We start from the raw sequence: 21603 nt of genomic DNA, 5'->3' as shown, positions 1-21603 counted from the left end.
TCTTATTTCAACCCCAGATAGGTTTCAAAGACATTTCCTGCAAAGAATTTCCCGAAAGTAGCAATGGCGGATAGCCCATCGCTTTTACTTTTGGGATGTATGGCTTTGACTGTTCTCAGTTGTCGCAACAAATCAGCAACCTTTATGACCAGTTTTCCCTTCCCCAGCAATTGGCCTTTGGAATCCTTTCCTTCATAAACTGAAATAAACAGGGTTGTGGTGTCTTTCCAGGCATCCACCACGCTGTCATTATAAATATCTTTATAACCTTCAAAATAATAAGACTTTCCTTCTTTGCTGATCAACTCAGCCGTATAATTCATTTTTTTTCTTGAATCATTGTTTTCATCGGTGATAAATAAATTGAAAACCCCATTGTAAGCACTCAGCGGTTCCTGGGAGATGGCAGGTGCCATCATGGTGCCCAGCATTTTTCCGGGATGGTTTTCACTTTCCACAAATTCCCGGATGTCTTCTGTCTGTATGGTCAGGGTAAATTCAAAGCTGGTATTTTCCTTCTTCCCCTTGATAAATCCCGCTTCATAATCCCCTGTCTCTCCCATACCAATAAACCCTTTCATTGATTCGGTAAACTGTACTCCTGTTTCCAGCGGAGTAGGGCCATCCTGAATATCAGTAGCATTTGAAAATTCGTAATTCAGCTGATAACCCTTTTCATCAGCAATTAGCTTACAACTCCTTTCGGCCAAAGCACTTATGGTGAGTAAAGGGTTGGTACCTACTGGCCTGGGAATTACGGCGCCATCCATGACATATAATCCTTCATGTAGCATGTTTCCCTCTTGCCCTGCAAAAACCTGTCCCTTGTGATCTACTACCCCCAAAGCGGCCTGGTCTGCCATGCCACATCCTCCCAGGGGATGCACCGTCACCAAATCATAGTTCATCATTTTATTCCAGGTGGGATTGGGTATTTTAGTTCCACCAAGAGCCTCAGTAGCACTGTACATTTCTCCATTTACCTTTCTAAAAATATCCTGCTTCCCTACTCCCTGCCAGCTGATGTTCAATTTGTCCGCCTCATCCATTTTAAGTACTCCATTCCCATCGTCATGGGTCATCACCAAATAAACCTGTGTCCTTGCCAGGGCACCATGAAAAGGACCCAAAAACAGGCTCCGAATCTCTCGCCATTTTTCCTTTAGGTAATCCTTGATACCCCGATCGGTATCCCTACCGGCCAGTCTGGCAAAAGCGAAGAGTGCCTTTGGCATGAGCCCACGGATGGGGCCCGGAATGGTTCCTTCCTCCAGGGTCATGCCCGCATCCAGCTCTTCCCTTTCCCTCAAATCTATCACACTTGTAATGCAGGGACCCACATTGGCGATGCTGTCAGTGCCTTTCTTTCCCAAACCAATGCCATTGATGCGGTGTTCATTGTTGTATCCAAACCCTAAAACATCCCCATTCCCGGTAAATCTTTCACCCAGTTTTCTGGAAACCACTAATCCCATTTTTGCTGACCTGAGAAGGATTTCTGTTGAACCCAGAGAACCTGCGCCCAGGATTACATTTTTGGCTTGAACAAACATCAAAGGGGCATCGAAATTGTCCCTTCCAATTCCGATCGGGTGGTAATATACCTGCCAAATATCCTTGTTCCTTTTGATATACCTGACATTGATTTCGGTAAAAATTTCTGCTCCATGGTTAAAGGCATCCGGCAAATAATTCATCGCCGTGGTGTTTTTAGCGCCAATATTGCAACCGGTCACACAATCCCCACAATTGGTACATTTTGCTTGTTTTATTCCGACATGATTGATTTTGTCTTCAAAATTCACATTGATATCCAAAAGCCGGAAAGGGGCAGACATGTGGGCTGCAGATTTCCTCATGGCAGCAGTTTTTTCCAGTTTTGGATATCCGTTTTTATTCTCTGGGTAGGGATTTGGCTTTAACATTTCCCAGGCTTGCTTTATGCCCCATTTAAATGAATCCAGATCTTCCCTCAAGGCCACAGGCCAGGCGGGGTCTTCCATTACTCTGGATTCCGGTTCAATGGACACATTGGCATTTACCAAAGATGTGCCCCCCAGGCCACAGCCTTTGAATACGTTGATACCATTACCCATGGTAAACTCATACAAGCCATTCTTTTCCAGATCGACGGACTTCCCTCCTACGAAATTCATCTCGTTGGAGGCTTGAAATAAGGTTTGAGGAAACTCTCCTGGTAAAAATTCTTTTCCTTTTTCCAAAAGGCAGACAGATTGCCCGCATCGCGACATTCTTGAAGCAGCAATACTGCCGCCATAACCGGAACCTATGACCACATAGTCATAGCTCGGCTTGATCGAAGTCAATGGTTTAGCTAATCTTTTCATTTTTTATAAATATTGGATCCTCAATTAACTCATAATGTATATCCCCTCCTTCAAACCGGGGCTCTTCCTCTGTTCCTACATTTTCCCAGTTCGATGGTACGTTTTTCAAACCTACAGGAAAAATGGTGAGTCCTTCCTGAGAAACTGAAATTCTAAGGAAATTTTTATAACCCTCCCAGCGATAAGATGAAGAAGCTTCAGTAATGTGATTCTTCAATACCACTACACTAAAGGTCAGGTACAGGCCAAATAAAACTGAACTAATAATCCCACCGACAAGCACCATTTCAACAACAAACAGGAATATTTGCTGTGGGTCATTTATTCCTAAACCCAGCTGAAAAAGGTTGATCCTGGAAAATAGCCAAAGAAGAAAATAAAAATTGATCAAGTGTAGCAGTCCATGAACCAGTCCGGCCAGATAATTCCAGTTTTTAGCTCCGGATTTTACATCTGAAAAAAGAACTATCCCAATAAAAAGCAGCAGATTTAGAAACAAGGCACCTGGAAGGTGACTTAATCCCTGGATTATCGCATAGAAGAAATCAACAACCTGACCGCCAAAAACATCCAGTTTACTCAATTTCTCCATCAAAGAGACTCCGGCATCCAGTTTGGTTTGTAGGATCCAGGAGGTAAACACATGGAATAATCCAAAGAAAAAGAGCATGGTAAGACTGAAATAAGGGAATAACAAATTAAGGAAACTCAGACTTACCGAGGCTTCTTTTGACGGAAAAACCTTTTTCAATTCAGCCGTCTCCCCATCTAGTCCTGAGATTTGCTGCTTCAGTGTATGAGTTGGGTGCATAAAAGCACCCCCTCCCCCTGCAGTGATCAATTGGCAGGTTCCGTCCGGGCTTTCCTTGGGTTCATAGCGGGCATAATGGTGCAGATCCCCAGTTAAAATGGCTTTTATCTGTATGGTTTTATTTTTTTCTTCATACCCTTTTTCCCCTTTTCCGAATAATACCCTGTTAATAAAAAACTGTAATCGGTCAAAGGATTCGCTTTTCGAATCAAAAGATTTATAAACCCAGGAAGGTTCGGAGGTACATAAAATGATTTTACTTCTTTCATTAAAATGTTTCTCTGCAATTTCTTTAAAATAGCATATCTGTGGGTAGTCTATATCAGCATTCAGTTGTACATCAATTGCAATGATCCAGTAGTCATGGGGTAATTTTAAAGCGAAGTAAGATCTGCTCTGCCGGGTTTGCCAGTTTCCCAGTGATCTCTTTTGTGAAAATAGCCTTAGGAAATTGGTCAAGCCATCGTACCAGTCGTGATTGCCGGGAATGGCAAATAAATCAGGCCGGTCCATATCTCCCTCCTTCTTGGGAAAAGCGGCCTGAAATGGACCCCGAAGCCTGTTATCATATTCAATTTTTTCTGGAGTAGGATAAACTTCGTCTCCGCCCATTATCAGCACATCCCCTCGCTTAATGGGTTTCCCCCTCAAAGTAAGGACTTCTCGTGATAAAAGCTCCGCCAAAGTATAGGTGGGGTTAAAACCATCTCCGAGATCAGAAATGAAATCTACCCAAAGCTCCTCTTTGTGGGAATAGTCAAAAAATTTGGTTTCCTTATCCAAAGCAGCCTGCAATTCCCTCCTGTCAGCAAAGTTCCCAAAAACTGAGGACAAAACGGTCTTCACCGCGGTAAAAGCCAATTGTTTTGGATCATACCAATTGACCATTGGTTTTTTATCAAACTTCATGCTGTAACATATTTTTTATCAAATTAAATTTAAACCTTATTCCACCCCTCGCCCCATTTTTCTTTTTGGCAAGCGCATTCCAGCCAGCATTCAGCCTAGAGCCTAAGGATTGATATAACCTTCCTTCCATAAGGACTTTTGGATCTGCTTCATGCCTGGGGTATAAAATGATTTCTGCAGTCTTAAAATCCAATCCTGCCAAACAATACCAGGGTCCCTTACAATGAATATTGGCAATCATGGTATATTCCCTACCTTCAATGGTCAGGGTACTTGTGGTCTCAAGGTTAAAAAAGGCTCCCAGAGATTTTACGCTAACCTCATGCTTGCCTCCCAAAAATTCTTTATTGTAATATCCTAAATAGACACTGGAATATACCTCCAATTGCTCCAGGGACTCTAAAACAGAAAAGCGCAGCAGAACATAATATTTAACTTTTTCCAACTTGTCTTTAAATAACAGATTACCTGTATATTGAAGCCGGATAGCCAGGTAATCACCAGCATCTCTGGTTTGGGTAGCCTGCTTGTCCAATTTTTCACCGGTATTCTGGTTTGTCAATAAATATCTTTTGGCATCCTGGTATCCCATATTGATCAAATCCCTGCTGGTTATTTTCCTTAAAAAAAGTTCGGGATCAAGGGGAAGTGGAAAATTGGGTTTGATAATAAAAACCTTAATCTTTTGCTGCTGTCCAAATTCGCTATACCCCTTTTCGATGGCTCTGTTGATCAACTTGATTTGTTCAAATTCTTCCCATAGTGCTCCGTTGGCACTCATTTCAATGGAATGCACGTATTGGTGCAAGGCACCAGAAAAATAACTAGGGTAATTACCTATTCCCCAAATCAACCATATTTCCTCCGCACCCCTTCTGACAGCCTCCATCAAATTGGCATCTTTGACCCAAACAGCATCTATAAACCAGTCCTTTCCCACCTGTAAGGCGGGCATTAAAATGGGCAGGGAAACTCCCGCCAACAAATGTTTTTCTTTGACCTCTCTTGCCGGTATGGCCTGTACCGTTTTGTTGGAAAAATTGCACAAAGAAAAAGAAATGGGTAAATCCAGTTTATTAATGCGATCCACCTCAACCTCAAAATGAGGCAGCACTTTTCTTTGTATATTGTCTGCATCTCCTAAACCCTTTAATTTCCATGGGGTCAGGTAATCACTGAACCTGGCCAGGGAGGCAAAATATTTAATGGGCAAACTTTTCCACTTGTCAATCATTTTGTCCACTGCATGGCCGGATGCCAGCATGGCAGCATTAAATATACCTCCCGATGTTCCATCCACAAGATTAAAGGTAAGTCCATTCTCTTCCATGGCCTTAAGTATTCCTACCTGATAAGCCACCCTTATACCTCCTCCTGCAAGTACCAGGGCTTTTCGGTTTTTATGTTCGGTATCGTTTTTCTCAATCAACATATGAACCGATAATAAAACACCATTGTCTTTAATATACCGGAATCAGGATAATTCTGCCTAATGATTTTATAGCTCAATTTTCCCATGAGTTCAGTACTTTTAAATACATCAAAAATACAACTCCGGAGAATAAATCAAATAAAGCCACGGACATGGCCAGGATGGAAAATAATCCCTGAAACACACCAACGGATACAGCGATGAATGCCCCAAACTTCTGAAAGGCTGTCCAGAGCATCACTTGTTTGTTCGTAACCGCACTATAAACAGCATGCAAAACCATCCCGCCAAACAATGCCATGAACATACCCACAATGGCAAAAAAGTGAGCGGATTCCGCAGTGGGATCGGACCTGCCAATCAGGCCCAATACCGTAGATGGGGAAAGCAGCTGAATTAGCCCTGATATCAGGGTGATAAAAGCTATCAAAACCACCAACAGTTCCACATAGCGTGGAGATATACCGAAAACTTTTTCCTGATTATCCATGGTCTTTAATTCGATAGTTAGGTTTGGCCTTTGCGATAAAAAAGTACATCGTGATACCCCACATGATGGTCAAAATGACCCATCTTATATCGTTGAGCCACATCCACTCCTCCAATAATACCTGAAGTGTAGCTTCATCCTGTAATCCTGCTTTAAATTGGTTGTTGATATCTTCTATGTACCGCTGCTGCACAATCACGGGTATCAGGAGACCGGGAATCCAGGATAAGGGAACCCATCGCAGGCCTGTTTTCCATTCTGTTACCAACATGACTACCAGTGCTGCAGCCATAATGGGTATGGTGATAAAGAAAAAATTGGTAGCCAGGTCGGTCTGGGGGATTATGGCATTGTAGTAATTTTCCAGAGTTAAGGTTTTGGGATAATTTGGAAACCAAAAAAAATGCAGCGACCAGAACATGCCCAAATACATGGAGGCGCAGAAAAATATATAGGCATTGCTGATATCTATAAATGTTTTTTTTACCGAATCCATAGCGTTTTGAAAGGTTTAGGTGTTATATGCGAAATTTCTCGTAATCCGTAAAAGCAGGTGGTGTTAACCATTCCTCTCCATGTCCCAGGGGATAAACGGTTTCCAGGCCTTCTGGCATCGCATCAGGTGGGGCTTCATATGTCATGAACCAGCACTGAAAATGATCATCCAGGATGCCATTGGTTTTTGGCATGTATGTAGTGAAAAACGGATCGGGATTGATTCCCAAATCCCTCAATTTGGCCACATTGGGATGATCACCGATAAAGAGGCTTCCTCTGGCCTTGCCAAATAAATTGATACCGGCTTTGCTTTCAAAATAAATGTAAGAAGCCATGAGCATGTTTCTGAACCTGCAATAGTTGGTTGCGCCAACTTTCAATTTGATGGAAGGGGATTTTGGTTTTTCAATTTCTATTCTAAAGGCAAATTGTCCATCCTTTTCATATTGACTGCTTACCGTATCGGAAGTTTCTATAAAGTCCAGATTGGCCTGATGCTTGGGCATGCCCCAAATCCCTTTTCCTCCTTTAACCGAAATCTCACTGCTCACCGGTAAATCCAGGATATATTGTCCTGTACCATAATGACCCAGCAATAAGGCATTCAAAAATCTGGGAGCTGGCTTTGCACCATGTGTACAGGCAATGGCGATGCTGTATTCAATGTATTTTCCAATACTTGTTTGCAGATAATTGATGACCGTAATCAACAGCGCTGCCCGTCCATTGGGCAATTTCATGGCATGGATTTCATTCCCTGGCAATAAAGCATTGGCTTTTTCCCAATCGCAGGAAAAACCAGCCATCAATGCAGGGGATTCTGAAGAACTAACGGGCATTTGGTACGGAATACCATCTACAAGAGCATATCTACCTTTATATCGCTTGATTCTTTTTGGAGGCATAATCAATTTTTAACCCTGTTCCAATTCACTAATCATTTTAGGGAACACATCTACATGTGCATTTTTACCGAAGAAAACATCCAAATGACTATACCCCTCTAAGAGGTATAATTTATGAAATCCAGGCTTAAATTGTTCCAGATATTGGAAGGTTTTCTCCTGACTTTCAGGCAAAAAACACTTGTTTTTTTTTCCCCCAAACAATACAAACCTGGCCTGTGTCTTTGGTGGACCAGTTACATAATCATTATTTTTATCATTCAATTTTTTCAATGCTCCATATTGAATACATTCTTTTATATGCCTGAAGAAAGAAAGCGGCACGTGGGCAAACTCATACTGTATCCAGGATTTGGTTTTTTCATCTAAATTTTCGAGCTCCCAAAGTGCGGGAAATCCGGAACCATAGGTAAAGCTTACCATCTTACCTACCTTTGTATCATTCTCCCAATGGGTTGCTTTGACCAAATTCAAAATGATTTTTGATTTCAAATCTGGTGGATACAAACCCCATTGTGGGTCCAGGTAATTAAAAAACCGGCTGACCACAGGCATCAAAACATTCAGTTTAAATTTGGAGAAAAATGGTACTACGGGATGAAGGGAAACGGCATTACTTATTATCAGTTTTACCTCAGGAAGAAGGCCCATTACGGCTGAGATCATAAAACTGGTACTTCCCTGGCAATGTATGATCGCTTTAATTTCCCTGGCACCAGTGATCTCGACAATTTTCTTCACCGCAGCCGGATGATCGTTTCGGGCGACCTGGTCTAAATCCCACTCATTGGGTTCCAGGTTGATGCTACCCCTCCAGTTTTCCAGCCAAACATCGTATCCTTCAGCAGCGAGTTGATGGATGATATTGTTTTCTGAAGGTGGATTAAAAATATTACTGCTTACTCCAGCCCCATGAACCAGTAGGACAGGCCCATTGGTGGCCTTATCAGATTTCAGACGCCTTAAATCACATTTAAATCCATCCAAAGCATCAAATTCTATTGTCTCAAAATACCGATTCATCACAATTATTTTTGATTCTGTTAATTTAACAAAATATCATGATTAATAAATACAAAAAAAAGAGTATTTTCAACATTATTCCCGGGAGTTCTTACCAGTTAATTTTCTGTAAACAGTAAAAAACTTACCTTTGCTTTTTAAAAACCTTAGGCATGAAAATTCTATTCCCTATAATCATTGTCATCCTCATTGCATTCATTGGTTTATACCTTTTCTTTACTCCCCAAATTAGCGATGGGAATGTGGAGGAAGATATTGCAGCCATTACCGCAATGAGCAAGGCCCGGGCCGATGCTTTTAATTCGGGAGACGCGGTGACCATAGCCAGTTATTTCACAGAAGGAGCTTTTTTAATGGCGCCTGCCACTGAAACAAAGATTGGACCACAAGCCGTAGAGGCATACTACCAGGAAATATTTGACCGGTACCATACCGAATTGGAAAGCGGGTATGAGCAGGTGAAAGTAGATGGTAACCTGGCTTATGGAAGAGGCTTTGCTAAAGTCACCCTTTACGAAAAATCTACGGGGGATACCCTCCATTCAACTTCCAAATATTTGAATATTCTGGAAAGGCAGGCCGACGGTAGCTGGAAAACGACCCACGATATTTGGAATGGTAACGAGTAATTGACTGCATCCATTTATTCCGGAATTCAATAGGGATCTACATCTACCAAAAAACGGACCATTCGAAACCTTTTATCTGCCTGAAGCTCTGCGATTCTATCCATGAGCTGTTGCTTAAAAAATTGCTGTACCTTTCCAGATCTGTCCAGTTTGATCCATATTTCAAACAGGTAGAGGTTTTTAATTTTACCAATCAGGGATTTTTCAGGGCCCAAAATGATCTTTTTTGCCGCTATATCCATCAATAAATTTTTGAGGAATTTGGCTGCAGTTTCTGCGGTTTTAAAATCCTTATGCTTGGTAATGATTTTAATATTTTTCACAAAAGGAGGATAAAAAAATTGTTTCCTTTCCGCCATTTCCAACCGGTAAAAGTCATTGTAATTTCCAGCAATTATCTGTCTGAATATCAATTGATCAGGCCTTCTTGTTTGAATGATCACATCACCGGTTTTATCTCTTCTACCCGACCTGCCTGCTACCTGGGTAATTTGCTGGAAAGCCCGTTCCCCTGCCCTGAAATCCGGGTAAAAAAGAATCCGGTCCGCATCCACGATTCCCACCAATGAAACCTTGTCAAAGTCAAGTCCTTTGGTAATCATTTGAGTGCCTACGAGTATATCCACATTTCCAGCAGAAAACTCCTCCAAAATTCTCTGATACCCATATTTGCTCCGGGTAGTATCCAGATCCATTCTGGCAATCCTTGCCTCGGGAAATAACAAGCTCAGACTTTCTTCTATCCTTTCGGTGCCAGTTCCCACGGTTGTTATCTTCTGGCTGCCACAGGCATGGCAGGAAATCGGGACTTTTTCCTTGAATCCACAATAATGGCACCTCAACTCATCCTGATATTGGTGATAGGTGAGGCTTACATCACAATGCTCACATTCCGGTATCCATCCACATTCGTCACAGGAAATATAGGGAGCATAACCTCTCCTGTTCTGAAAGATGAGTACCTGCTCCTGCCGGTTCAAAGTGGTCTGAATTTTTTCTCTCAGCAAGCGGGTAAAATCCAGTTTCAGTAAGTTTTTTTTCTTGTCCTGAAGAATATCGGCGAGAAAAAAATGGGGAAGTTCGGCATTGCCATATCGTTTATCTATTTTAACATATCCATATTTACCATTTTGGGCATTATAATAAGATTCAAAGGATGGAGTGGCCGTACCCAAAAGGGTCTTGGCCTGATGCATCCAGGACAACATTATGGCCGCATCCCTGGCCTGAAATCGTGGGGCCGGGTCAAACTGCTTGTATGAACTTTCATGCTCCTCGTCTACAATGACCAGGCCCAGACTGTCAAAGGGAAGGAATAAGGAAGACCTTACACCAATGATAAAATTATATTTTCCCTTAAGTACTCCCTGCCATACTTCAACCCTTTCATTATCAGAATATTTGGAATGAAAGACACCCATCTTATCTCCGAAAATTTTTTGCAAACGGTGTACCAGATGAGTCGTCAGGGCTATTTCCGGTAATAGCAGCAAAACCTGTGAACCGCTTTGAAGCACATCCTGGATCAATTGCGCATAGATTTCCGTTTTACCTGAACCTGTTATTCCTTGTAACAGTATGGTATTTTTTTCCTCAAACTGCGCGTGGATTTGCTGCAGTGCCTCCCCCTGAACAGGAGAAAGCTCAATCCCATGATCCGACACCGATGGGACTTCAAAACGGCTGACCAGCACTTTAAAAGATTCCAGCACTCCCTTTTTAACCAGGGTATCAATGGAACTTGGAGAACACCCGTGATCTGTTAATACCTTTTTTTCCAGGCCTTTGGCATTCGCTTCCGGCTTTTGAAAAACGGAAACCTGCTGCAGGTATTTCAGAAGGACTGCTTCCTGTTTTTCTTTACCCTTAAGGTCTTCAAAAAGGCTTTCCAGTAAGCCCTCCTTCTTTATATACTTTGAAGTAAGCCTTACCCGCTGTTCGGTTTTTGGACTGTACTTTTCCCTTACAGATTCATAGACCAAAATGGCCCCCTTACCCAATAAGCTTTTGATGATTTTATGGCTTGTTTTGCCAGGCAATAACTGGTCAAACTGTTCCACATTCATTTCATCATGCTTGCTCAAGGTTTCTAACAGCAATATTTCCCGGTCATCCATAGGAAAGCCAGGATTATCGAAATCAAAGTCGGGATGCACCTGCACCTTACTCTCAGTAGAAAGTTTCAATCCACTGGGAAGAGCGGCATTCATGACTTCTCCTATATGGCAACAATAATAGGATGACATCCAACTCCAGAATTTAATTTGTAAGGCATTGACCACTGGAAAATCATCCAGTAAATCCAATATGGGTTTGGGCTGATAAACATCAGGTGCTTTTTGATGAACCTTGGCCACAATGCCAGTCAATATCTTTTTCTTGCCAAACTGGACCATAACCCGATAACCAATGCCAATTTGATCCTGTATGTCCAGTCCTACGCTGTAGGTAAACCATTTAGGAATCGGTACAGGTAATATGATATCCGCATAGAGGTTTTTAGAATTGGCAGCAGGATATTGATTGGCGAAAAGATCTTCCAAAGCAAAAAGAGTTTAACGGTCAGCTTAAGTAAGGCAATTGATTCAGGGCATCCGCTACCTCTTCCACGGGCTGTTTGCAGGATTTATTGAAACACACATAAAACAAAGATTTTATCATGGGTTTGTCTTGCAATAAGGGCAATTTTGAATCACCCGAGGATGCTGAAATGACCAAATTAGGCCGGTAGCCAGCCAGGAAGGCCAAAGCTTTTTCCTCTGCTCCGGGGCCTGTCACGGCAATTTCCGCAGTAGGGGTAGTTTTTTCCAGGTAAAAATTGGCCCAATTGGCCAAAAAGGACGGTTCTTTCCGGAGTAAATCCTGGATAAGTTGTATCATTTTTTCAGCCTGGTTGAGGTATTTATCCCTGTAAAAATACAAACCCAATTGATGTAAATTCCGGGCCATCACAGAATTAGAGGCAGGAATGACATTGTCAAAAACCTCTTTTTTGTCCGCTATCAATTGCTCAACTGCAGGGTCATTAAAATAAAACAAGCTGTCTGATTTATCCAGAAACCTTTCCAGCACCCTTTCCAGCAACTGTTCCGCCCTGTATAACCATTTGGGATCAAAGGTGATGGTATATAAAGAAATATAAGCTTTAATGACTGCGGCATAATCTTCCAAAAATGCAGAAGTATACGCTTCTCCACCTTTAAAATTCCTAAACAACTCCCCTCCTTTCACCATCCGCTGCCAAATGAATTCGCCCGCTGAATTGGCTAGATTTTTATAGGTAACGTTTCCCAGTGCAAGGAATGCCTGGCTTAATCCATCAATGACCCAGCCATTCCAGCCGCTAATGATTTTATCATCCAGTCCCGGCCTTTCTCTCTGATTCCTGTATTCAATTAATTTTCTCTTGGTTACCTTCAGTTTTTGTTGGAAATCGGCTTCTGATAATCCCATAGATTCTGCCATTTCGAAATAATTCTTTTGCTGAAAAAGGATATTTTCTCCCGATTCCCAATTTCCATTTTTTTTGATGCCATACAGACTGGCAAACCAATCAAAATCATCCTTTAGCAAGGTTTGAAGTTCTTCAAATGTCCAGGTATAAAACTTCCCCTCTTTGCCTTCACTATCCGCATCCAGGGCAGCATAGAAAGCACCTGCAGAATCCAACATCTCATTTTCGAGCCAATGAATTGTTTCTACTACTTTTTCTTTAAAATACCCATTCTGGCTGTATTGAAAAGCTTTGGCATACAGGCTAAGGAGTTGTCCGTTGTCATAAAGCATTTTTTCAAAGTGAGGTGCAAACCATTCACCATCTACACTATACCTGCAAAATCCACCAGTAAGCTGGTCATAGATCCCTCCCCTTCCGATTTTTTCCAGGGTGAAGCAAACTTTTTTACCCAGTTCTTTATCCTGGTTCAAAATGGCCATGTCCAATAGAAAGCTCCAGATAGCAGGCATGGGGAATTTGGGTACCCGACTCATTCCTCCCCATTGTGGATCAAATCCCTCCATCAATTCCCTGGCAATTGTAATGATTTCATTTGCCAAAAATGGCGAATCATTGGATTGGAGTCCATATTTTTCCGTCAATGACCTGTTAAGGCTATTGCCAAACCCAAGAGCACTTTCATTCAGCGCTTTATATTGCTTGACGAATGCAGTGGATATGCCGGATAACACTTTCATCCATTGGTCTTTTGGGAAATAGGTGCCACCATAAAAAGGTTTTTGATCAGGCATTAAAAATACATTCAAGGGCCAACCGCCCTGTAAACCCATCACCTGTACGGCTTCCATGTAAATGTTATCCAGATCAGGGCGTTCCTCCCTGTCAATTTTAATACAGACGAAATCCTTGTTCATCAAATCAGCCACTTCCTGATTTTCAAAAGATTCCTTTTCCATTACATGGCACCAATGACAAGCAGAATAGCCTATGCTTACCAGCAAGGGTTTTTGCTGCTTTTTGGCTTTTTGCAAGGCCTCATCTCCCCATGGATACCAATCAACAGGATTATGGGCATGTTGTAATAAATACAGACTTTTGCTATTGATTAATTTATTCGCTTTCATTTCCTGAATTAGATTTTTCTGTTTGCCTAAAGTCCTCAATTTGCTTTATTTGTTCCATTATGCCTTTTTTCTCTTCCGAAAAATCCAGACCGGCCGGCATGCGTTCCATCTTTTGCAGCAGGTGCTTTAAAAATTCAAAATGGCTCTCAGATAAGGGTTCAAATGGCCTGTGGTTTAGGTTTTTTTGAACCTGATCCAGGGCATGCAATATATCAATAGTAGGCTGTTCAAAAAATGCATCTTTAAACTTCTCCCAAATATAATTTTCTGCGGTAGCATTGGGATGAATCAGGTCATCTTTATAAAACCTATAATCCCTGAGATCGTCCATTTGAAGTTCATAGGCAGGGAAATAATAGACATCTTCGTAGCGCTTTTCCATCAAGTCGCAAAACACTCTCAGCAGACCTTTACTAACCTGATTTTGAGGTATTCCATCTTTGATATGCCGTACAGGGCTTACTGTGAGCACAATTTGAATCCCGGGGTTATGCCTTTTTAGCTCTTGATAAAAACTTTCAAATACAAGGATCATTTCCTCGAATGTTAAAAGTTCCTTTCTAAAATCTTTTGCTGGCTGCTTGTGGCAATTGGCCACAATGCTATTGGAAGGCAAATGCCGGAAAACGAATGCTGTGCCCAAGGTAACCATTAGGTGGCTACTTGTTCTGATACAGTCATTTACCTGCTGAAGCGTATGATCAAGCAAGTCTTTAAGATCAACCTTATGATCTGCACTGATTCTGGAATGAAATTGAAAATGGTAATGTTTATCATGCCGGGTCAGGTATAGGTTGCCTTCTGGGCTTTGCTTCTCAAGTGCCAGCAAAAGTAATTTAAAAATAGAAATGGGATTAAACAGTATCCCAAATGGATTTACAAGAACACGAAATTTATGCAGGTGTAACTTTTCGCCAATCACCTCCGAAAAGCAGGAACCTACCGTAAGGAGTTTACCCTCATGGTTGATACATTTCGGACTGGGAAGAATACCAAATTCGGTTCTGAAACTTTTCATTTTTCTTTTAATTAACAGCAAATTAAACAAACACAGGCAGGTAGAAAAGTTCATTAAAAAGAAAAACACCTTGACCGCATTAAACCCAAACCAGGCACTGGGAATTTGATGACGCTGGTCAAAAGTATTGCATGCTGATCCCTCCACAAAATCAATCCTTGAAGTTTTAAACTTCAAAATGGACGTGGAATATCCAAATTGCCAGATTTTCTGGTAATTTCAGCCCTACCCAATATGTAATAAGTTGTAAATCAAACTTATACCTGATCCGAAAAAAATCTTTAAACTAAAAAAGCCAGGAAAAACCTGGCTTTTTTAGTTTATTCGTTGAATGAAGTCTGGATTTATTCTGCCACAACTTCAAATTTAACATTGGTTTTGACTTCCCTATGAAGGTCAACCTCTGCTTCATATTCGCCTGCAGTAGAAACCGGTTGGTTGATCGAAATCTTTTTTCTATCTATTTCGATACCTTTTTCGGCTAATGCGTCAGAAAGCTGTAAAGTGGTAACTTTTCCAAAAATTTTACCTGAATCGCCAATTTTGGCTTTTATTTCCAGGGTGATTTTTTCCAGTTTCGCTGCGATATTTTCGGCTTCGGTCTTGATTTTTTCAGCTTTATGGGCTGCTTGTTTGATATTTTCATCCAATATTTTTCTATTGGAAGTGGTAGCCAAAACCGCAAATCCTTGTGGGATAAGGTAATTACGTCCATAACCAGGTTTTACATCCACCAGGTCATTCTTATACCCAAGTCCTTTTATATCTGTTTTTAAGATAACATCCATTATTGTAATAATTTAATTAGGTGAAGGATACAGTTGACCTTATTTCAAGCCATCTGCTACGTAAGGCAATAAGGCCAAATGCCTGGCTTTTTTAATAGCCTGAGCGACCTTCCTCTGGAATTTTGCGGAATTGCCTGTAAGTCTTCTGGGAAGGATCTTACCCTGTTCATTTACAAATTTCAACAAAAAGTTAGGATCTTTGTAATCAATATACTTGATACCTAATTTCTTAAATCTACAGTATTTTTTCCTGTTTTGCTCTCTGTTGATTGGTTCGTTTTTTAATGTCATTTTGCTGGCTCCTCCTTAGCTTCAGATTTTTTATTGAATTCACCTTTTCTTCTTCTCTCTGCGTACTTGATGCCATGCTTGTCCATGACAGTGGTCAGAAAGCGTAAAACGGTTTCGTCTCTCCTGAAACCAAGTTCAAATTTCTTGATAGCCGTAGGATCTGCTGTGTATTCAACCATCACATAAAACCCTGTGGTTTTCTTCTGAATGGTATAGGCCAATTTCTTAAGCCCCCAGTTCTCCACATTAACAATTTCTGCTCCCAATTCTTTTAACAAGCCTACATACTTGTCTACGGTATCCTTCATCTGAACTTCAGACAAAACGGGAGTAAGGATGAATACCGTTTCATAATTTTTTTGGAACATTCTTTTAAATTTTTATTATTATTTTAAAACAGTTTGCAAAATTAAGGTATATAGACAGATAAACAAAAATAAAAGGGTTTATTTTATCTCAAAAGTACCTTTCCCTATTTCCGATCCTTCGGAGAAAACCTTTACGGCATAGATTCCCTTGTCGTATTCGGAACCTTTTTCATAATAATAAGTCAACTGTTGACGGGTATTATTGAATAAAAAATCCTGCTTTGAGGTATAAAATTCCTCCTTCCCATTCAATTCAAAAGTTCCCGAGCCTTTGGCAATATCAAATATAACCTGCCCATTTGGGGCGAGCACCTGTACATAAACATCCCGGATACCTTCAGGTGCCACTGAATTTTCCGCAATATTGAATGAAACCTTTAACTTGGTCAGTTGTCTGTTTCTGAATTCGTCTTCCCTTTCCCTGCCTCTGGAATTCACCGCCGAAACAATAATATTCTCAGCCTTTAGTTTTGATGCTATAGTAACTTTTTCCTCCAGTTCTTCCTTTTCAATGTTGAGTTTGACTACTTCTTCCTCAACCTCCGCCTTATCGGTTTTCAACTCCTCATTTTCTGTAAAAAGCTGTACGTTTTGTTCCCTTAACCTGATGATGTCAGCATCTTTTTCACTCAACATCTTGCCATAAGCATCTATTCTGGAATTTAATTGTTCTATTTCTGCTGCTGACCTGCTCCTTTCCCTTTGTCTTTCCCTGACCAATTGCTCTCTGATCTGCAGCAGGGAATCCACATTTCCACCGAGTTTTTCGATTTCCTGAATTCTTAAATCCATCTGATAGGTCATGGAATCCAGGCGGATATTCAGATCACTGTTTTCCTCGGTTAGAATCAATATTTCTTCATTCTTTTGAGATTTTTCCCTGTGGTCATTCCAAAGCCTCCAACCACTAAGCAATACCAAAATGATCAGGACGATGATCAGAATATTTTTTCCTTTTTCCGTACCATTTTGATTATTCTCAGGCAGCTCCTCTTTTGTCATAGCAATTGGAAATCAATTATTTAAATTTTAATCCTTATTTATCTCTTTGAGTTTCGATTATAAAACCTGCTTTCAAACTCCAAACAAATCATGCCTCAATTATCAGACCAATTCAATAAACAAGTCCTTATTTAAATTTACGTATGGAAGCCCAAACAAATTTATGAATTGTAGGGAGTAGTCAAAATGTAAAATCATAAAACATTTATATTTCCAATACAAAATGACTTTTAAATGTGGCAGGCTGGAAAAACAATACCCCACAGTCAAAAAAATCAATCGTAGATCCAATTTCTGGTCGTGTTTTTATTTTTTCCCAGGCCATTTTCATTTCTCCGGACCAATGGATGTCCGCAATTACCACAATACTTTTGTCATGCAATTTGGGTAAAATGGCATCGAAATAAGTAAGGGTAGGCTCATATTGGTGGTTGGCATCCATCAAAACAAAATCGACCGAAGACAAGTCTTTCAAAACTTCCGGCAAGGTAAGGTCCAAATCCCCTTCTATCAATTGCAGCTGTGGAAATTGGCTGAGGTGCTTTCCAGCTAAAGCCAATAATTCCGGGTCCCCTTCAAAGCTATAAAGTTTCCCTCTGACCTGCCGGCCCAAATAGGCTGTGTTTACGCCCAGAGAAGTCCCCAGGTCCAATACAATCGCTGCCGGGGTTTGTTTGCATAGAAAACTGTAAATCAACGAAAATTTAAGAGGTGTACCAATTCTTCTCATGATCTTCGACACGGATCTTTTTCCCTTTCCAAACCACCTGGAACCGGCACCTAAATCAGTACTTTTGACCTTGAGGTTTGAATGTAGATAGCCATACCTTATGGATTCAATGGAAGTATCCCCCTTCCGGTTTTGTCTAAGGTAGGTTTTCAAGTTTTGGTACAAGTAAAAAATGAAAGGGGAATGGATGCTATGGCTGTTTTCTTTTTTTAGAAAATAAAGAATATATTCCCAAAAATGGAAAAACATATTTGGTATTTCAATTATCAAAAACGGTGGCAATGAGTTGAAATTCCGGAATGGCCACAGTCAAGAGCTTCCCATCTACCTGCTTTTCCATGGTATACTGCCCCATCATTTTACCCATTCCCGACTTGAGGTTACATCCGGAAATGTAAGCATGTGTGGCACCAGGCTCCAGTACTGGTTGCTGTCCTACCACTCCCTCGCCCTCAATAATCTTTACCTCGGATGCGGCATCGTACACTTCCCATCTCCTATTCAATAATTGCAAGGTAAAATTACTGTGATTTTCAATGGTCACTTTATAAGTAAAAACAAAATGGTGCTGACCGGGATTGGAAAAACCCTTTTGGTAATTAGCTTCTACGCTTACCTTTACACCTTCAGTAATTGCGGTTACCATGCTGTTTTTAAATACCAAAACTTATTCGAAATTTGAATTGCCAAAACAAATATACCAAGATAAAACATATAAATGAACGTCAAAATTGAAAATAGTTGGAAACAACTGCTGGAAGAGGAATTTTCAAATCCTTATTTTAAAGAATTGGTGACTTTTGTAAAAACTGCGTACCAGACCAATACCATTTACCCTAAAGGTGAACATATTTTCAGGGCCTTTGACTTGTGCCCGGTGGATCAGGTCAAGGTCATCATCCTGGGTCAGGATCCCTACCACGGGCCGGGACAGGCACATGGTTTATCTTTTTCCGTTCCGGAAGGTGTCTCCTTCCCACCCTCTTTGCTTAATATTTTCAAAGAGCTTAAAAATGACTTAGACATTCCTCTGCCATCACATGGCAATTTGGAAAAATGGGCAAAACAAGGTGTATTGCTACTCAATGCCACCTTAACAGTGGAAGCCCATAAAGCAGGAAGTCATCAACAGAAGGGCTGGGAGAATTTTACTGATGCCGTTGTCAAAAAACTGGCGCAAAATAAAGCGCATTTGGTATTCATGTTATGGGGTGCTTATGCCCAAAAAAAAGCAGGAATGATTTCGGACACCAAACATCTCAAACTACATGCCCCTCACCCCAGCCCGCTTTCCGCACACAGGGGATTTTTTGGTTGCCAGCATTTTAGCAAGACCAATGACTACCTGATCAAAAATGGTCAACAACCTATCAATTGGTAAAAACACAGCCCTTTGGCCAAAAACCAAAGGGCTGTGTTTTGTCACTGTGGTAGGATTACTCGATGGATTTAAAGAAGCGGCTCCACCTGATTTTATTAAACATGGATTTGTGTTTTTCCAGGGAAAGCCATAAAAACCAGGCCTTTCCTACTACATGATCCTCAGGAACAAAGCCCCAAAAGCGGGAATCCAGGGAATCGTGGCGGTTATCTCCCATCATGAAATAGTAATTTTGCTGAAAAGTATAACTTTCCTGTTTTTCTCCATCGATAAAGAGCTCATTTCCATCAATATTGATATCTTCATGTCCTTCAAACTTCTCTATGGTATACCCATATCGTCTAACATTGTCTTCATTCAATGTAATGGTCTGACCTTCTGCAGGGATTTCCAAAGGACCAAAATTATCTTTGTTCCAGTTATAGTAGGCCCCATCCGGGAAAATATTGGGATCGCCCTGTCCTGGTCGGTTTAACCTTTTCGTAACGGAAGCAATAGCTGGGGATTTTTCCAATTCGGAAACCATTTCATCCGTTGCAAAAATAAAATAGCCTGAGTTATCCTGAAAGGGAAAATAACTGTCCGGATTAATTCCATAACGGTCAAAAAACTCTGCATTCAATGGCCGATTGGTCATGACATCATAAGAGAATTGCATTTCTTCCGGTGTCTCAGCGGGCTCACCGTTTATGAAAATCCTGGCTTCCCTGATTTCAATGACATCGCCCGGAACTGCCACGGCCCTTTTGATATAATTGGTTTTCAAATCTACAGGATATTGAAATTCTTCGGGATAGTTAAAAACCACTACATCATTCCTTTTGATAGAAGTAAAACCCGGAAGCCGGTAATAGGGAAGTTGAACCGCTTCAGAATAGGAAGGTATCTCTGTACCCCAAATTTTTTGGTGTGTCAATGGTACCTGAAGGATGGTCTTGGGCACCCTGGTTCCATAATGCATTTTACTAACAAACAGAAAATCCCCAACCAGTAAAGATTTTTCCATGGAAGCTGTAGGAATGGTAAATGGTTCTAAAAGTAACCAACGGATAAGGCTTGCTGCAATAACAGCAAATAACAAGGCATCTACCCACTCTCTGGCAGCTGATTTTTTCTTTTTTTCCTGACTCATTTTCTTATAGTTAAAAGTCCAAAAAATCGTTCATTGATAAAACACCCTTTTTGCCGGGCAACCATTCAGCAACCATTACTGCGCCTAACGCGAAGCCCTCTCTGCTGTGGGCCTCGTGCTGTATGGTGATATCATCTACTTTTGAAACATATTGTACGATGTGGGTACCCGGTGCAGGATCGATGCGCTTTGATACAATGGGTAGTGTGCCTTCCGCTAAGGGTTCTTCTTCGTCCCGTAATTTCCAATCCCTGTACCTGTTGTTGTTTTGAATCAAACCTTCAGCCAGTGTAATGGCCGTTCCGCTTGGGGCATCCCTTTTCTCCGTATGGTGAACTTCTTCTACCGATGCCTGGTATGCATTTTGGTCTTGCATTAACCTGGCCAAAAACGCATTGACCTTGAAAAATATATTGACCCCAATGCTAAAATTAGATGCGTAAAAAAGTGATCCGTTTTTTTCTTTACACCACTTACTTACCTCATCTTTGTGGTCTAACCAACCGGTAGTCCCCACCACTACCGGGACATCATTTTCCAAACACCATTTTATGTTCCCTACGGCTGCATCCGGCTGACTGAATTCAATGGCCACATCTACCTTGTCCCTATCCAGGTTTTCCAGATCAGACACATTTTCAATGTTTATTTTTGCCACAATTTGGTGGCCTCTGTTCATGGCTAACTGGGAGATTATTTTACCCATTTTGCCATAGCCTAAAATCAATATGTTCATTTAAAAACTAAATTTTACAGAAACCCCAATACTGCTGCCATTGGCGAGCACTGGCTCTATTGAGGGTTCAAATTTCAAACTCAAATCTTCACTGATATCAAAACTGGAGAGGTGGGCATCTACAAATGCATCTACTGCTCCTAATGCGTAGATGGCTCCAAATACCATGTACATGGCATCCCTGTTCCTTCTCCAGTAATTTACATTTCTTATGATTCCATCCTCATTTAAATTGGGAAACGGGCTGGGTTCTGTTCCTTCTCTTACAATATCCAAAGCAACCAAAAATTCCTGGTACCTTCTGTTATTGAATCCCAAAAAATACACAGCGGTGGTTACTCCACCGTAAAGTAAAGGTAATTTCCAGACTTTCTCATTATAAACCTGCCCTGCACCAGGCAAAATCAATGACAAAAACAGCGCTTTTTTAGGATCTTTAACATTTAAAGGGGCCTCCGACTGTAAAGTATCTTGTTCTATCAGCAAGGTATCTTGTTCCTGGGCCTTCACGTTTTGTTCCAGCAGGACACA

General features: G+C 41.0%; 21 protein-coding genes. 2 read left to right on the top strand and 19 right to left on the bottom strand.

The genetic code is table 11. The annotated features are described in order from the left end of the window. Nucleotides 1-2 precede the first annotated feature (2 nt). The 7 genes from G9Q97_RS12050 to G9Q97_RS12020 form a co-directional block, all read right to left on the bottom strand. Entirely contained in the window at nucleotides 3-2348 is a 2346-nt protein-coding gene (locus G9Q97_RS12050; RefSeq protein ID WP_166147147.1) for a GMC family oxidoreductase N-terminal domain-containing protein, read from the bottom strand. Further along, on the bottom strand, nucleotides 2332-4068 hold the full coding sequence (locus G9Q97_RS12045) for a metallophosphoesterase (RefSeq protein ID WP_166147145.1): 1737 nt from the start codon (nucleotides 4066-4068) through the stop codon (nucleotides 2332-2334). The genes G9Q97_RS12050 and G9Q97_RS12045 overlap by 17 nt, the downstream gene beginning before the upstream one ends. Beyond that, on the bottom strand, nucleotides 4058-5500 hold the full coding sequence (locus G9Q97_RS12040) for a patatin-like phospholipase family protein (RefSeq protein ID WP_166147144.1): 1443 nt from the start codon (nucleotides 5498-5500) through the stop codon (nucleotides 4058-4060). The genes G9Q97_RS12045 and G9Q97_RS12040 overlap by 11 nt, the downstream gene beginning before the upstream one ends. Before the next feature lie 73 nt (nucleotides 5501-5573). Further along, nucleotides 5574-5990 carry a patatin gene (locus G9Q97_RS12035; RefSeq protein ID WP_166147142.1) on the bottom strand — a complete coding sequence of 139 codons (417 nt, stop codon included), beginning with the start codon at nucleotides 5988-5990 and terminating at the stop codon, nucleotides 5574-5576. Beyond that, on the bottom strand, nucleotides 5983-6486 hold the full coding sequence (locus G9Q97_RS12030) for a hypothetical protein (protein ID WP_166147140.1): 504 nt from the start codon (nucleotides 6484-6486) through the stop codon (nucleotides 5983-5985). Before G9Q97_RS12030 ends, G9Q97_RS12035 begins: the two co-directional genes overlap by 8 nt. A gap of 22 nt (nucleotides 6487-6508) precedes the next feature. Continuing rightward, a complete protein-coding gene (locus tag G9Q97_RS12025) occupies nucleotides 6509-7393 on the bottom strand; it encodes an acetoacetate decarboxylase family protein (RefSeq protein WP_187357722.1) in 885 nt (294 codons plus the stop codon). 9 nt (nucleotides 7394-7402) lie between these two features. Next, nucleotides 7403-8416 (bottom strand): lipase family alpha/beta hydrolase, encoded by a 1014-nt coding sequence (locus tag G9Q97_RS12020; protein WP_166147136.1) that lies wholly within the window; start codon nucleotides 8414-8416, stop codon nucleotides 7403-7405. 152 nt (nucleotides 8417-8568) lie between these two features. Here G9Q97_RS12020 and G9Q97_RS12015 point away from each other — a divergent pair, with 152 nt between their 5' ends. Beyond that, entirely contained in the window at nucleotides 8569-9045 is a 477-nt protein-coding gene (locus G9Q97_RS12015; RefSeq protein WP_166147134.1) for a YybH family protein, read from the top strand. A 26-nt stretch (nucleotides 9046-9071) separates the two neighbouring features. On the opposite strand, the gene priA is transcribed toward G9Q97_RS12015, so the two are convergent. The 9 genes from priA to apaG form a co-directional block, all read right to left on the bottom strand. Beyond that, on the bottom strand, nucleotides 9072-11588 hold the full coding sequence (priA, locus tag G9Q97_RS12010) for a replication restart helicase PriA (RefSeq protein WP_166147126.1): 2517 nt from the start codon (nucleotides 11586-11588) through the stop codon (nucleotides 9072-9074). A gap of 19 nt (nucleotides 11589-11607) precedes the next feature. After that, complete coding sequence (locus tag G9Q97_RS12005; protein WP_166147124.1) at nucleotides 11608-13626, bottom strand: thioredoxin domain-containing protein; 2019 nt, start codon at nucleotides 13624-13626, stop codon at nucleotides 11608-11610. Continuing rightward, nucleotides 13613-14644 (bottom strand): GSCFA domain-containing protein, encoded by a 1032-nt coding sequence (locus tag G9Q97_RS12000; RefSeq protein WP_166147122.1) that lies wholly within the window; start codon nucleotides 14642-14644, stop codon nucleotides 13613-13615. Before G9Q97_RS12000 ends, G9Q97_RS12005 begins: the two co-directional genes overlap by 14 nt. Nucleotides 14645-14988: 344 nt before the next feature. Next, nucleotides 14989-15432, bottom strand: a complete 444-nt coding sequence (gene rplI / locus G9Q97_RS11995) for a 50S ribosomal protein L9 (protein WP_166147120.1) — start codon at nucleotides 15430-15432, stop codon at nucleotides 14989-14991. Nucleotides 15433-15471: 39 nt separating this feature from the next. After that, entirely contained in the window at nucleotides 15472-15723 is a 252-nt protein-coding gene (gene rpsR, locus G9Q97_RS11990; protein WP_048643752.1) for a 30S ribosomal protein S18, read from the bottom strand. Beyond that, a complete protein-coding gene (gene rpsF, locus G9Q97_RS11985; RefSeq protein ID WP_166147118.1) occupies nucleotides 15720-16091 on the bottom strand; it encodes a 30S ribosomal protein S6 in 372 nt (123 codons plus the stop codon). Before rpsF ends, rpsR begins: the two co-directional genes overlap by 4 nt. A 78-nt stretch (nucleotides 16092-16169) precedes the next feature. Next, nucleotides 16170-17093, bottom strand: a complete 924-nt coding sequence (locus G9Q97_RS11980; RefSeq protein WP_166147116.1) for a hypothetical protein — start codon at nucleotides 17091-17093, stop codon at nucleotides 16170-16172. Between the two features lie 205 nt (nucleotides 17094-17298). Further along, complete coding sequence (locus tag G9Q97_RS11975; RefSeq protein ID WP_166147114.1) at nucleotides 17299-17976, bottom strand: O-methyltransferase; 678 nt, start codon at nucleotides 17974-17976, stop codon at nucleotides 17299-17301. 106 nt (nucleotides 17977-18082) lie between these two features. Then, on the bottom strand, nucleotides 18083-18469 hold the full coding sequence (gene apaG / locus G9Q97_RS11970) for a Co2+/Mg2+ efflux protein ApaG (protein WP_166147112.1): 387 nt from the start codon (nucleotides 18467-18469) through the stop codon (nucleotides 18083-18085). Between the two features lie 72 nt (nucleotides 18470-18541). Here apaG and ung point away from each other — a divergent pair, with 72 nt between their 5' ends. After that, entirely contained in the window at nucleotides 18542-19204 is a 663-nt protein-coding gene (gene ung, locus G9Q97_RS11965) for a uracil-DNA glycosylase (RefSeq protein ID WP_166147110.1), read from the top strand. Nucleotides 19205-19259: 55 nt separating this feature from the next. Here ung and lepB read toward each other — a convergent pair whose 3' ends face one another. From lepB to G9Q97_RS11950, 3 genes are read right to left on the bottom strand one after another with little or no spacing between them, the layout of a single operon-like run. Continuing rightward, the gene (lepB, locus tag G9Q97_RS11960) at nucleotides 19260-20336 is read right to left on the bottom strand and encodes a signal peptidase I (RefSeq protein ID WP_166147109.1); all 1077 of its coding nucleotides are present in this window, start codon (nucleotides 20334-20336) and stop codon (nucleotides 19260-19262) included. Nucleotides 20337-20346: 10 nt separating this feature from the next. Beyond that, nucleotides 20347-21072 carry a 4-hydroxy-tetrahydrodipicolinate reductase gene (gene dapB, locus G9Q97_RS11955; RefSeq protein ID WP_166147107.1) on the bottom strand — a complete coding sequence of 242 codons (726 nt, stop codon included), beginning with the start codon at nucleotides 21070-21072 and terminating at the stop codon, nucleotides 20347-20349. Beyond that, a complete protein-coding gene (locus G9Q97_RS11950) occupies nucleotides 21073-21582 on the bottom strand; it encodes a DUF5683 domain-containing protein (protein ID WP_317168756.1) in 510 nt (169 codons plus the stop codon). Nucleotides 21583-21603 lie beyond the last annotated feature (21 nt).

This window comes from Cyclobacterium plantarum (assembly GCF_011290685.1).
Lineage (GTDB): Bacteria > Bacteroidota > Bacteroidia > Cytophagales > Cyclobacteriaceae > Cyclobacterium > Cyclobacterium plantarum.
This window is presented reverse-complemented; position numbering and strand designations above follow the sequence as displayed.

Coding starts and splice junctions, on each gene's coding strand:
- G9Q97_RS12050 (WP_166147147.1), bottom strand. CDS start 2,348: ATGAAAAGATTAGCTAAACCATTGACTTCGATCAAGCCGAGCTATGAC.
- G9Q97_RS12045 (WP_166147145.1), bottom strand. CDS start 4,068: ATGAAGTTTGATAAAAAACCAATGGTCAATTGGTATGATCCAAAACAA.
- G9Q97_RS12040 (WP_166147144.1), bottom strand. CDS start 5,500: ATGTTGATTGAGAAAAACGATACCGAACATAAAAACCGAAAAGCCCTG.
- G9Q97_RS12035 (WP_166147142.1), bottom strand. CDS start 5,990: ATGGATAATCAGGAAAAAGTTTTCGGTATATCTCCACGCTATGTGGAA.
- G9Q97_RS12030 (WP_166147140.1), bottom strand. CDS start 6,486: ATGGATTCGGTAAAAAAAACATTTATAGATATCAGCAATGCCTATATA.
- G9Q97_RS12025 (WP_187357722.1), bottom strand. CDS start 7,393: ATGCCTCCAAAAAGAATCAAGCGATATAAAGGTAGATATGCTCTTGTA.
- G9Q97_RS12020 (WP_166147136.1), bottom strand. CDS start 8,416: ATGAATCGGTATTTTGAGACAATAGAATTTGATGCTTTGGATGGATTT.
- G9Q97_RS12015 (WP_166147134.1), top strand. CDS start 8,569: ATGAAAATTCTATTCCCTATAATCATTGTCATCCTCATTGCATTCATT.
- G9Q97_RS12005 (WP_166147124.1), bottom strand. CDS start 13,626: ATGAAAGCGAATAAATTAATCAATAGCAAAAGTCTGTATTTATTACAA.
- G9Q97_RS12000 (WP_166147122.1), bottom strand. CDS start 14,644: ATGAAAAGTTTCAGAACCGAATTTGGTATTCTTCCCAGTCCGAAATGT.
- rplI (WP_166147120.1), bottom strand. CDS start 15,432: ATGGATGTTATCTTAAAAACAGATATAAAAGGACTTGGGTATAAGAAT.
- rpsR (WP_048643752.1), bottom strand. CDS start 15,723: ATGACATTAAAAAACGAACCAATCAACAGAGAGCAAAACAGGAAAAAA.
- rpsF (WP_166147118.1), bottom strand. CDS start 16,091: ATGTTCCAAAAAAATTATGAAACGGTATTCATCCTTACTCCCGTTTTG.
- G9Q97_RS11980 (WP_166147116.1), bottom strand. CDS start 17,093: ATGACAAAAGAGGAGCTGCCTGAGAATAATCAAAATGGTACGGAAAAA.
- apaG (WP_166147112.1), bottom strand. CDS start 18,469: ATGGTAACCGCAATTACTGAAGGTGTAAAGGTAAGCGTAGAAGCTAAT.
- ung (WP_166147110.1), top strand. CDS start 18,542: ATGAACGTCAAAATTGAAAATAGTTGGAAACAACTGCTGGAAGAGGAA.
- lepB (WP_166147109.1), bottom strand. CDS start 20,336: ATGAGTCAGGAAAAAAAGAAAAAATCAGCTGCCAGAGAGTGGGTAGAT.
- dapB (WP_166147107.1), bottom strand. CDS start 21,072: ATGAACATATTGATTTTAGGCTATGGCAAAATGGGTAAAATAATCTCC.